The organism is Vibrio sp. 10N.261.52.A1 (genome assembly GCF_002876325.1).
Classification (GTDB): domain Bacteria; phylum Pseudomonadota; class Gammaproteobacteria; order Enterobacterales; family Vibrionaceae; genus Vibrio; species Vibrio chagasii.
In genome coordinates, this window is record NZ_MCYD01000700.1 from 1 (window position 1) to 11564 (window position 11564).

Genomic DNA, 11564 nt, shown 5'->3' on the forward strand with positions numbered 1-11564 from the left:
TACTTGATCAAGTATCTAGACCTTCCATCACAAGGATGTAGATATGAGAATTACAACGTTAAGTTTGCTATTAAGTGCACCCCTAGTCGCCAACGCAGCGCCATTCGATACTTGCCCGAGTAAGGCATACCTTTTTCAATCCACCCCTGTGCAAGTTTGGGGCGTTAATCTAGTGACTGGTTCAACGACCCTTCTCGAAGACGACACGGGGATGAACGCTAACATTAACGGTGTCGGTTTTGATTTCGAAGACAGATACATATACGGTTATGACACCACCAACAAACGTTTGGTGCGCCTAGGCAAGGATTTCCAAGCAGAAGTCATCAACACCAGTGGACTGCCAACAGACCATACCTTCTATGTGGGTGACGTTTACGATCATGTTTACTACCTGTACCGCACAGGTAAAGGGCTCTTCACGGTTGATCTATCACCTTTAGATTCTGATCCAAATGCGACAGTTACCGTTAACAAAATCGCAGGCAGCCCAGCAACAGTGAAATTAACTGATTTCGCTTTCCACCCAAGCGATGGCTCTCTATATGGTATCGATAATAACTCTGGTGGCTTATACAGCTTCAACCCTACAACTGGTGCCGAGACCTACATCGGCGACACCGGCGAGTTAGGTACGTTCGGTGCTGGCTATTTTGATGTCAATGGCTACTACTACGTATCGCGAAATCAAGACGGTAAAATTTACCGTATCAACCTGTCTCCAGACAACGCTGCCAATATCGCGGCAGGTATTGTTCCAGCCGTTGAATTTGTTTCGAATGGCCCAGCTTCTGGTCAAAACGATGGTGCTCGTTGTGCCAACGCACCTGTTGTTGATGAAGATTCAAACATCGACTTCGGTGACGCGCCAGACAGCTACCTAACTCTACTAGCGAGTAATGGTCCTCGACATGAGCTTGATGGTGTCACATGGCTAGGGACAGATGCACCAGATGCAGATCTGGATGGGTACGTTTCTCCACAATCCGATGAAAGCGTCGGTATTGATGACGAATGGGTTAACGGTGGTATCGGCTTCGTTACAGGACTTGAAGCCGGATTGGACTCAAAAGTTGTTATTGAAGCTTCAACAACAGGTTACCTTTCAGCTTGGATAGATTGGAACCAAGACGGCAGCTTCGACGGCGCCAACGAACAAGTCTTTACCGATTATTTATTGGCGGCCGGTGAGAACGAATTATTCTTAAATGTCGATATTAATGCCTTAACGGGTACCACTTGGGCTCGATTCAGATTCAGCCAACAAACTAACCTGAGCTACTTTGGTGGTTCTACCTCTGGTGAGGTGGTCGATATTCAAATCGATGTTCTTAATGATGGCGCAACGGCTCGTTACTTCCCAAGTGCTTCTGGCTACGCCACCCTAGCGTATGAAGACAATTGGCCTTATAAAGCCGACTATGACATGAATGATGCCGTTATCATGTATCGCATCACTGAGATCTTAAAAGACGGTAAGGTTGTTAAGTCTACCATCGATGGTCGCCTAGCGGCTGTGGGGGCAACCTACAAAAATGGCTTTGCGATTCGCCTACCAAACCTTGCACCAAGCTCGGTAGATACCGTTAACTCATACATGAAACACAATGGCGTATTCACCGATTTAGGTATGGAAGACGGTCGTAGTGAAGCTATCTTTATCGCCGCTGAAGACTTGTCTGAAAAAGCGAATACTTCATGCGCCTTCTACCGTACAAGCAACGCTTGTAAAGAAGATGAACAGTTCGCATTCCAAATCGGTATCAACTTATCAGGCGACGGTGTGAGTACTGCGTCGTGGACAGACATGCCTTACGACCCCTTCATTTTTGCAACACCGGGCTACTATCACGGCGACAACCTACCGATGCACCCAGGACGTAGTTGGGAAGTTCACTTGCCAGACCAAGCACCAACCGAGGCCTTTGACACAGTGAACCTATTTGATTCCGGAATCGGTGTTGACGATAGCGACCCGGCAACAGGTAAATATTTCAAAACAGCAGAAAACCACCCTTGGGCACTGATTATCACGTCAACAGAAGAGTGGGAATGGCCACAAGAATACGTGGATATCGTAACTGCTTACCCAGAGTTTAAGCAATGGGCAGAGTCAGGTGGTGACAATAACCAAACTTGGTACACATCACCAGCAGACAACCAATGTTACGAGCCATAAGGAGAGACGTCATGAGTATCAAAGATAAACATAATCGCGAACATCATAACGTTGAGTTGAGAAGCAACCTCTCTAAGGAAAATAATATGTCTGCACAAAGCTCTTGGAACATAAAGAAAACAATGACCGTAGTTTTAGCTACAGGCCCACTCCTACTAGCAGGTTGTGGTGGGGGCGGAGGTGGCGGTGGGGGCAGCACGGCTTCTCCTTCACCATCATCACCGGCGACACCTGCAACGCCAGTAACTGCAACGCCATCACCGTCTCCAGTAGCCAGTGCAGCAGCGGAACCAACTTATACTATGAGTGATTTAGTGGTACCCGATGGTTTTGATTACAGCTCTGTAGAGCAGTTTGATATCGACATCGATATCAGTAGTATTTCAACAGGCCGTTCATTTGTTACCGTGTATAGCCGTTTTAGTACTCGTGACGACTCGACATTGAAACCAGACTACTCAAGCAAAGTGATTGCAGGATCATTAAACAATGGTGTGTTCGCCTCTAATTTCGCGAGCCCAGTCAGCCACGATTCACTTCTCGTTGAGATTTGGTTTTACGACGGGCAGCCACCTCTACAAAAAGTAGTATCGAGCAGCAACTCTCAGATCGTGTGGTAATGAAAGTTTAGCTTCGAATAACTACAACCAAAAGTGAGCAGCAATGCTCACTTTTTTGATCGCTCCAAACCAATAACAATGAAAATTATCTGATTAGAGTTCATTCATTTTACTTCGAATCTAACTTATATTTTCAAGATAACCTTCAAAGACTTACTCTCATGAAACAGTTAAAAATAGGTCTATTTATCTTAATGTGCGGTGTAGGCGTATTAGTTGCCCTTACCCATTTCCCCCTGACGTCACAGACGGGGCAACGTATTGAAGCCAAAGTAATTTCGAATACACTCACTCAATCATTAGATGGACACAGACGTTATCTTACTGTTCAAACTCAAGATAACAGTGTATTTCGCGTATCCATTGCACCGACCACAGAATGCCCTATTGATTCTGTTGTCTCGCTTGATACATTAAGTAACCAAATCACCGGACAAAGCAGCTATCAGTTTATCCACTGTAGAGCCGCACCTTAGCCGCCGATATAACAACAGTTATAACTACAATAAGAATGGATACAATAAGAATGAATCAGCCACTCATTTCACCAGAACAACTTCAACAACGTTTGTTAGAGCAAGACAACATCATCATCCTAGACGCCAGCATCGAATTTCAAATTCCAAGTGAGTCTGAAAAGATCAAAGGGCAAATGATTCCTGGAGCAATTCGTTTCGACTACGACAAAGACTTCAGCAACAAACATACCCTACTTCCTCACATGTTCCCTTCCGAAAAACACTTCAACACTCGTGCACGTGAAATCGGTATCAATCAAGACAGCACGATTGTTGTATACGACAACTCGGGGACTTTCGCTTCGCCTCGCGCTTGGTGGATGTTTATGGCGATGGGACATCAGGATGTTTACATCTTAGATGGCGGCTTACCTGAATGGATTGATGCGGGTTACGCAACAGACACATCGTACAGAGCTGAAGTCACGCCGGGCAATTTCGCAGGCAACATTCAAGACAACTACTTTGTGGATGCCAAGCAAGTCCTAAGCTATTCAGAGAGCAAGAGTGCCAATATTCTGGATGCACGATCTCAAGCTCGTTTTGATTCAGAAGTGCCTGAACCAAGAGCTGGATTACGCAGCGGACATATTCCAAACTCAGTTTGTCTACCATTCGCACAAGTGCTGAACAACGGTAAGTTGAAACCACAAAGCGAGCTTGTAGAGATATTTTCTACGTTGGACTTAACACCAACTCAACCGATGTTCTTTAGCTGTGGTTCAGGTGTGACTGCCTGCATCATTTTATTAGCCGCAAAATTGGCGGGATACTCGGGTGAAATGGGAGTTTACGATGGCTCATGGACAGAATGGGGCGCTAACGAAAGCCTGCCTATCGCCGTAACAAACCAGTAATTCAACTTCGCTTACTGCCACTATTAGAATATACTCCGCATGCATAATGAGCTTACTCCTAACATGGGTAAGCTCTTTGTTATTATATCGTAACGGCTCTCGGCTAAACTCCCAGCAATGAACCAACAATAAACTTCGATTAATCAAACACTAAGCGTTATTGTTGATATGAATGTTAATTTTTTACTCAAGAATCCCGATACATAGTCGTTACACTATTTAATCATTAGTCATTATCGATGTGTCTTACAAACTTAATACATCATATTGGCGCTCAATAGTTTGTCTCGTGCACTCTGTTCAAAGTCGTAACCAAAAAAGGCATTCCATGGCTCTATTTAAGAAAAATATCTGGTCGCTGTACGCTCTAGTCGTACTGCTCACCTTGATACTTTTCACTGTGCTAGGTGTAACAAAATGGCAAGCAAATAGAGAAGACTTCATTGAGCAGCAGCATATTCAAGTGGAGCTGTTTTCTAGCTCGGTCAGTTCATTACTCACAAGCCAAGAGGCACTCTTAGAAGTCGTTGGACACCAATTGGCCCAACAGTCTGACTTCACTCGTACCGCCGCAATTCAAATTCGTCCCATATTGGATAAGCTGCTTGAGACTCATCCAGCGATTGCTGCATTCGGCCTGCTGAACACTGAGGGCGACTACCTGTCTGTTAGCTCAAACCTTAAACTGGCAGACCAAGACAACTTACTTGAGCTACCACAAACTCGAGACTCCTTTCTAGAAGCGCTTTCAAGTGACAAGATGGTTCTAGGGCGTACCTATTTTCAAAAATCTCTAGATAGCCTAGTCATCCCGTTAAGAAAATCGATTTCAGTGGACGGTAAAACCATTGATGCCGTGATGACTGCGGGCTTGCGCTTAGATAGCACCATAGTATTTGAAAACAACGCACATGCTGGAAGTTTCAATACACTCACCTTGCTCAGACAAGACCACTACCGTCAGTTCTTTTCTAGTGACATCGAGTCTCTTGATGCTTACTTAAAACCAGTAGACAGTGACCTGCTACAGCGCGTGAGCACTAACTTTTCAGAGCAAATCAGCGCTACTGTGCAAGAAGCGAAAACGGGAAAAGAGACCTACTCATTTTTTGTCAGTGATAATAAATTCCGCTCTCTACTGAGCGCTAAGTACCTACCAGATTATAAGCTTTGGGTCGTTGGTCGCACCGACCTTGCACACGTCGATACCGTCTTTATCGAAGAATTTGGCATTCTTTTCATTATTTTTATTTTGCTCCAGTGTGGGTTCTACATTTTGGTTAAGTCTATCGCCAAAAATGAGCAGCGTACTCGTAGCCAACTGATCTACCAAGCGAACCACGACCCTCTCACTACCCTGCCAAACCGTTTATACATGCGTAAGAACATCGATAAATGGGTTGCAAGTGAGTCCGAGCAATTCTCACTGCTGTTCATCGATATCGATAACTTTAAATGCGTCAACGATACGCATGGGCATGACTTTGGTGACAAGGTTCTTAAACAAATAGCGTTGCGTTTAATGCGATTCCGCTCTCGATTGAGCCTATTGGTGCGTGAATCGAGCGACGAGTTTCTGTCCTTAACTCCAATAACCAGTGAGTCTGAAATTAAACGACTCGCAGAGCGTATCATTGAGGTGCTTTCTCAACCCTATGAAGTGCAAAACTCTCAGTTCCTATTAGGCTGTAGCATCGGCATTGCACGTTTCCCTGAGCATGGTAAAGATCTTGATAGCCTGCTTCGCTCTGCCGATATCTCAATGTACAAAGCCAAACAGCAGCAAAACTCATACAGCATTTTCACGACGGCAATGCAAGACGCTCACCTCTACAAAATGAAAGTCGAACAGAGGTTGCGTATCGCTATCGAGAAGCAAACACTATTCATGGCTTTCCAACCTTTAGTACGGACAGATGAGAGTATTGACGGTGTTGAGGCTCTTGTGCGCTGGGTTGATGACGAGTTAGGTTTTGTTCCACCCGATGTGTTTATCCCCGTCGCGGAGAGCACTGGCTTAATGCATAAACTCGGCACGTTTATAATCGAGTCAAGTATTATGCAAATCGCTCATTTGCATAGAACGACCGAGCAAGAGATCGGGTTATCGATCAACATCTCGGTGCGCCAGTTCTCTCATAAATCGTTCTCTGAACACCTGTTAGCAACACTTGAGAAATACCAGTTCTCACCAAGCTGTTTGACACTAGAAATCACTGAAAGCTTGTTCATTGAAGATGTCACGTTAGTGAAACCAATTTTCGAAGGCCTCAAACAGAACCACATTAAGATCTCTTTAGATGATTTCGGTACTGGCTATTCATCATTGAGTATGTTGAAAGCACTGCCTATCGACGAGCTTAAAATCGATAAAAGCTTCATTGAGAATATTGCAGTAGACCAGCAGTCGCTAACCATGGTGCAAAACATCATTGCTATCGGTAAGAACTTCGGAATGGTGGTGTTAGCGGAAGGTGTGGAATCAAGCGAACACTTTGCTATCCTCAAAGCTTGCGGCTGTGATTTGATGCAAGGCTACTACTTCTCACGCCCTATCCCATACGAAGAGCTGTGCGAATATCTTACTCCCTCAGAGTCAATTCAAGATCAACCAGAACCTATGGTTTAGTTGCTTAGTGGTGTAGTGATTCACAGATATAATAAGACTAAAAAGGGAGCCAACATTGGCTCCCTTTTGTTTTATTTGAGTTTCGTTATACACCACTCAAGGCTGCAGCCCAGAGAATATAAACACAGACAATGAAAACAAAGCCCATTATGACTTAACGGTGATGACAACTCGTCGATTGCAACCTGTTGCCTTGTTGTCCGCAACCTTACAAATGGGTGCGCTTTCGCCATACGCATATTCAACGATGCGAGTTCCTTGGCGAAGATCTTCCTTTAAATAGCTAGTCACTTGCCCCGCACGACGTGATGAAAGCGCTTTGTTGTAGCTTTCACTACCAAGACTGTCAGCATGGCCTTCAATAAAAATCTTTGATTTATCGTCGACTAAGCTTAGGTATTGTTCCAGTACTTGTTTATGACTTTCATCCAACTTATACACGTTGATTGGATAATTAAGTACTAGAGATTGTGTCGCTTTGTCATAGAAACACACATCGTCTTGAGCCGCGATTTGGATCACCTCACTCTCTTTATTGAGTAGCTCATTCTGCGGTATTTCATCACGCTCTAACAATCTACCCGTTACTTGAGTCGTCACAACATGAGAAGAGACCAACTTGGTCGATGTTATATATTCATCGACATTGCCCAAGCAATTCGCATAGCCAACTGGAGAGAGCAGCATCATAGAAATAATCACTAGGTATCTCATGTTAATCCTTAAGTTTTCCTGTTTCTTCATTAATCAAATTCAAAATATACTTGTACACATCTTCACCATCTTTGGCGTGATAAATGTTTTTCTTGCCGAAGCAGTCTCCAAAGCCATCACTTGCTTGGACGCGATAGTTGATACCAATAACACCCATTGTCACTTTTGTTTTCTCAGCTTCAGTTGGTGCATTACTCTGGAAACGATTTCTTTTAGCTGAAATGGTTGAGCGCAGCTTTTTACATAACCCCCGATCCACCAATTTCTGTAAGTAGGTTTCGTCGCTATCGCTACCATCGGATAACACAATAAACACCTGTTCAGGGTTAAGGTTAGTCGCCTTATTGGCTTCTTGTGCTGCAGCAATGATTCCGTTCCAAGAAGAGGTACCTCCACCAGCTTTCAACTGAGCACTCATTAACTGAGCTCGAAAATTGTCATAATCCTCAGTCAGTGGAATATCGTAAAACTTGAAGTAATCATCAAAATCATTGTTTCGCTTATAAAGTCGCTCTACTTCGTATCGACTCATTCCATGCGATGGCTCTATAATCTCGTTATACAAGGTTGGTTCATCAAACATTCGTCTAACCGTTGTCGCAGGAGAGTTCCGAGCGTAGTCATAAGCATGTTTCTTTCGCCATGAAGCACGATAGCCATAAGCGTTAAGTCTTACTATCTCGTCAGATTGTTTAACATGGAGCGGGTTGTACCCGAGCAAAGCAACTCGGCTTTTTTCCTCCGAATTAAACTCCTCAATGTCATCGACGACTCGCTTAATGGTTTCTTTCACGACATCTAACTTCATTTTTCCGTTCTTCCATGGGTTACCCATAGAACCACTGAAGTCACCAATAAAGTAAACGTCTACTGGCTGAGGAAGATATTTGCGCGTCACAGCTCGGCCACTGACTGAAAACTCAGGCTTTAAATTCACGTCTTCGTATGCAATCCAAGACGTGTATTTGGCCGTCGCCCTCACCACAAAGTCGCTGAACGGTGCGAGCTCACCACTTGCTTGTACACAACCATCCTTGTACTCACATATACTGGTATACACCGCTACATCGACATCATCTGTATTATCGACAACATAACGATCCACTAAGTAGCGTGCATACTTAACGTTGTTCTCTTCATCCTCTCTAGGGCTTGCGATAAGCGCTAGGCTAGCTACCTCTGCCGCTTCCAGTAACCTTGTATGTGCAAGCATCTGTTGCGACATCTGCATCGAAAACGCCATAAAAATAACCATCATCGGTAACAGGCCGACGAACAAAATACCCGCGACTCCGTTATTTCTTTTTATTGAACGCACCTTAAACCCTCGCAAATGAATAAGAAGAACTCACAAGACGGAAAACCTCACCGTTCGCGATACCAATCAGGTTTGTTGGGATTTCGTAGCACAATGAAACCTGATACATGGGTAATCTGCGCCCTCTGGAAGTGACGGGAAGCATTTCAATCGCTTTTTCTTTGGTGATATCGCTCATGTCAGGAAAGTCACAACCTTGTATGTTTCCTTTGGTTAGCGTCTTTTGAACCCTTCGGTAGTTCAATTTACCTCCAGAAACGGCAGCCTCTTCGAGCCTTATCTCATCAATTCGCATTCCGAATTTGGTTTTGTCAAAGTTCGGAATCATCCGCTTCATCGAAGCCGAAGCAATTGCAAAGGCGTTATGTTCTGTTTTCCTGCAATCACCTGCGCAAATATCCATCTTGGCGTTAAATAACTGCTTCCGCTCTGCGAAAATCGTGGTCATTGAATATGTAGCTCTGTCCAATTGGCCTTTCTTGTTAATCGCTAGCATGTGGTTCACTACAACTAAGAAAATGCCAGAAGCAAAGACAAGCACCATCGCTAGTTCAACCGCAAACGATCCTTTTTGTTTAACTTGCACAACCTGCCCCCTGACCAATTTTGAAAGAGCATCTTTCATACTCTTGGATCGTAATAACTTCGCGCTTTATCGGCATATCTGGGAACCAAATAGACACAATGGGATCGTAAGTGTATTCCAAAGCGTAAACTGCAAGTGCCATGTCTTCTGGTTCATCTTTCTTATCCGGACACTTATCTGCAGAGGCATAGTTGTCCGTGCATTTCAAAAAACCTTCGTAGTCTCGGAAATAGTTCACATGAATGATGACGCTACCCTCTTTGACGACGTTGCTCCATAACGCTCCACCGGCTTTGTCCAACTCATCTTTGATCATTTGCCCGTAGTTAATCGATTGACTACTACTCGAGTCACCCGCTTTTTTGGTTCTCATCACTGCCGTTGTTAATGCGTGGTCAGTCATACTCATTGAAAACGTCAAAATACAGATCTCAACCCACCCGAAGACAATCGCGAGGAAAATTGGAATACCCATAGCGACTTCAACCGTTAATGCTCCCTTTTGCTTACGTTTAAACGATCTCATAAACGGACATACCTTTTCTTGGTGTAATCAACAACAAATGCTCCTTTAATATCAATGCTATTCAGAAACGCCTTGGCTTCATCCAGGTCATTGAAATCACCTATGCAGTAGCGCTTCCACAGCCCATGTGTATAGGAATACACAGCGCCATAGTTTGTTTTCAAATAATTCAAAAAGTCTGAAGGAATTGCAGTGTACGTTGCCAAAACTTGTACGCGATAAATAGGCTTTGCGTTTGGTTTAAGCTTTCTAGGATCAAGTACAGAACCACCGACACTGTGTTTAGACGCTTGAAAGTCTTTGGTAGCATCAAGCTTGCTCACACGTGATGTTGGGGCAACAAAACCACCTGAATTCACTTGAGGGCCAATAAGCTGCTGTTCCATCTCTATTTTTGACTGTGTCACGATATTCTTCCCTCCGCTTTTAGATATTGACATCATTAACGCTTTAAGTTGCTTACGCGCTTGTTCATCACTATTTGAATGTTTCAAAACCTCGAGCGCGATATCTGGCCTTTGAGATTTAACTGAAGAAAGAATCAAGTTAGAGCTCACTCTTTGATCATTAGGATTCGAAAGGTATAGGTCATATAAAATGTCCGTCGCACCTAAATAATCAGCCTGCATTATTTTCACCACGGCAATGTTATTACCGGCCTCTCTATCAGATGCACCTTGTTTACGACTCTCTTCAAAGTGTTCGATGGCTTGGACAAACTGCTTCTGCTGAGCCAAAATTTTTCCGGTTAAAAGTTGATACTCATATTCGGTACCTCCTTCGTCGCGGTATTTATTTAGCTCTTCTAGCGCGCGTTCAAAGTTCTTTTTCTGATAGTAAATTCGAGCATTAGTTAGTATGTATTCCGGGTTATCAAGGTTGCTCTCGCTATAGGTATTGCGATATAGCTCCGCCGACTTGATATCCTTTAGGTCTAAATACAGGTTAACGAGTTTTACTTTATATATAGGGTCAGACTGTATGTTTGCTTTGTAGAACTCGATAAGTTTCTGCGAATCGCCGGCCCCTATGAGTAGTTGTTCTTTGGTCTCAAGTTGATTATTCACTGTTGTACAACCAGAAAGTAAAGCGAAGAGCACAGTGATAAATAAATACTTTTTAATCACATCAACATCCTTAAAATACCTGGGGCAGCAATGAGAACAACAATAGGAACCATGATAAAAGCAATCAGAGGGATGGACATTTTTGCCCCCATCTTCCCAATTCTTTCTTCCAGATCCATCATGTTCAATTCTCTGATATCAGTCGCTAGCGTTGCCAGCACAGGGCCTACAGATGAACCAAACTGCAAGCTCTGCACCATGGTCATCACAAAGCTTTGCGATTCACTGGTTGGTACAAGGTCGTAAAACTCCTCTAGCGCCTTTTCCAAACCAACAAGGCGTGAACGTTCCACCGTAACTCGGACAACATGAGCAAGATTGCTATCAATAGAATGAAGTTCCTTAGCTAAGTATTCCAGGCTCGATTCGATAGTCATCCCGGTATGAACACACACATTCATCAAGTCGAGTAAAAAAGGTAGCCTCGAACTAATGTGTTTAATATTGGCTTTCCCCCGAGCAGACACATAAGCATCAGGGGCAATAACAA

Annotated in this window: 11 protein-coding genes; 5 read left to right on the top strand and 6 right to left on the bottom strand. The window is 43.8% G+C overall.

Annotated features, from left to right (window positions below; translation table 11 throughout):
• Positions 1 to 43 precede the first annotated feature (43 nt).
• The 5 genes from BCT81_RS13830 to BCT81_RS13850 all read left to right on the top strand — a co-directional run bounded on the left by BCT81_RS13830 (position 44) and on the right by BCT81_RS13850 (position 6803).
• Positions 44 to 2179: an LruC domain-containing protein gene (locus BCT81_RS13830; protein ID WP_102424791.1), complete on the top strand. Its 2136-nt coding sequence runs from the start codon at positions 44 to 46 to the stop codon at positions 2177 to 2179.
• A gap of 11 nt (positions 2180 to 2190) precedes the next feature.
• Positions 2191 to 2799, top strand: coding sequence for a hypothetical protein (locus tag BCT81_RS13835; protein ID WP_102424792.1), 609 nt, complete (start codon positions 2191 to 2193; stop codon positions 2797 to 2799).
• A gap of 161 nt (positions 2800 to 2960) precedes the next feature.
• Positions 2961 to 3275, top strand: a complete 315-nt coding sequence (locus BCT81_RS13840; protein WP_102424793.1) for a hypothetical protein — start codon at positions 2961 to 2963, stop codon at positions 3273 to 3275.
• 50 nt (positions 3276 to 3325) lie between these two features.
• On the top strand, positions 3326 to 4174 hold the full coding sequence (locus BCT81_RS13845; protein ID WP_102424794.1) for a sulfurtransferase: 849 nt from the start codon (positions 3326 to 3328) through the stop codon (positions 4172 to 4174).
• A 328-nt stretch (positions 4175 to 4502) separates the two neighbouring features.
• Positions 4503 to 6803 carry an EAL domain-containing protein gene (locus tag BCT81_RS13850; RefSeq protein WP_102424795.1) on the top strand — a complete coding sequence of 767 codons (2301 nt, stop codon included), beginning with the start codon at positions 4503 to 4505 and terminating at the stop codon, positions 6801 to 6803.
• A 147-nt stretch (positions 6804 to 6950) separates the two neighbouring features.
• On the opposite strand, the gene BCT81_RS13855 is transcribed toward BCT81_RS13850, so the two are convergent.
• The 6 genes from BCT81_RS13855 to BCT81_RS13880 all read right to left on the bottom strand — a co-directional run.
• Entirely contained in the window at positions 6951 to 7517 is a 567-nt protein-coding gene (locus BCT81_RS13855) for an OmpA family protein (protein WP_004737224.1), read from the bottom strand.
• A gap of 1 nt (position 7518) precedes the next feature.
• The gene (locus tag BCT81_RS13860) at positions 7519 to 8835 is read right to left on the bottom strand and encodes a VWA domain-containing protein (RefSeq protein WP_133152626.1); all 1317 of its coding nucleotides are present in this window, start codon (positions 8833 to 8835) and stop codon (positions 7519 to 7521) included.
• 1 nt (position 8836) lies between these two features.
• The gene (gene tadF / locus BCT81_RS13865; protein ID WP_102424796.1) at positions 8837 to 9421 is read right to left on the bottom strand and encodes a tight adherence pilus pseudopilin TadF; all 585 of its coding nucleotides are present in this window, start codon (positions 9419 to 9421) and stop codon (positions 8837 to 8839) included.
• Positions 9411 to 9947 carry a TadE family protein gene (locus BCT81_RS13870; RefSeq protein WP_102424797.1) on the bottom strand — a complete coding sequence of 179 codons (537 nt, stop codon included), beginning with the start codon at positions 9945 to 9947 and terminating at the stop codon, positions 9411 to 9413. The genes tadF and BCT81_RS13870 overlap by 11 nt, the downstream gene beginning before the upstream one ends.
• Entirely contained in the window at positions 9944 to 11074 is a 1131-nt protein-coding gene (locus BCT81_RS13875) for a CDC27 family protein (protein ID WP_102424798.1), read from the bottom strand. Before BCT81_RS13875 ends, BCT81_RS13870 begins: the two co-directional genes overlap by 4 nt.
• On the bottom strand, positions 11071 to 11564 hold a 494-nt coding region (locus BCT81_RS13880; protein ID WP_133152627.1), incomplete at its 5' end, for a type II secretion system F family protein. The genes BCT81_RS13880 and BCT81_RS13875, both read right to left, overlap by 4 nt.

Bases quoted from the DNA above. Each gene is read 5' to 3' on its own strand.
- BCT81_RS13830 (WP_102424791.1), top strand. From the start codon at position 44: ATGAGAATTACAACGTTAAGTTTGCTATTAAGTGCACCCCTAGTCGCC.
- BCT81_RS13835 (WP_102424792.1), top strand. From the start codon at position 2,191: ATGAGTATCAAAGATAAACATAATCGCGAACATCATAACGTTGAGTTG.
- BCT81_RS13840 (WP_102424793.1), top strand. From the start codon at position 2,961: ATGAAACAGTTAAAAATAGGTCTATTTATCTTAATGTGCGGTGTAGGC.
- BCT81_RS13845 (WP_102424794.1), top strand. From the start codon at position 3,326: ATGAATCAGCCACTCATTTCACCAGAACAACTTCAACAACGTTTGTTA.
- BCT81_RS13850 (WP_102424795.1), top strand. From the start codon at position 4,503: ATGGCTCTATTTAAGAAAAATATCTGGTCGCTGTACGCTCTAGTCGTA.
- BCT81_RS13855 (WP_004737224.1), bottom strand. From the start codon at position 7,517: ATGAGATACCTAGTGATTATTTCTATGATGCTGCTCTCTCCAGTTGGC.
- BCT81_RS13870 (WP_102424797.1), bottom strand. From the start codon at position 9,947: ATGAGATCGTTTAAACGTAAGCAAAAGGGAGCATTAACGGTTGAAGTC.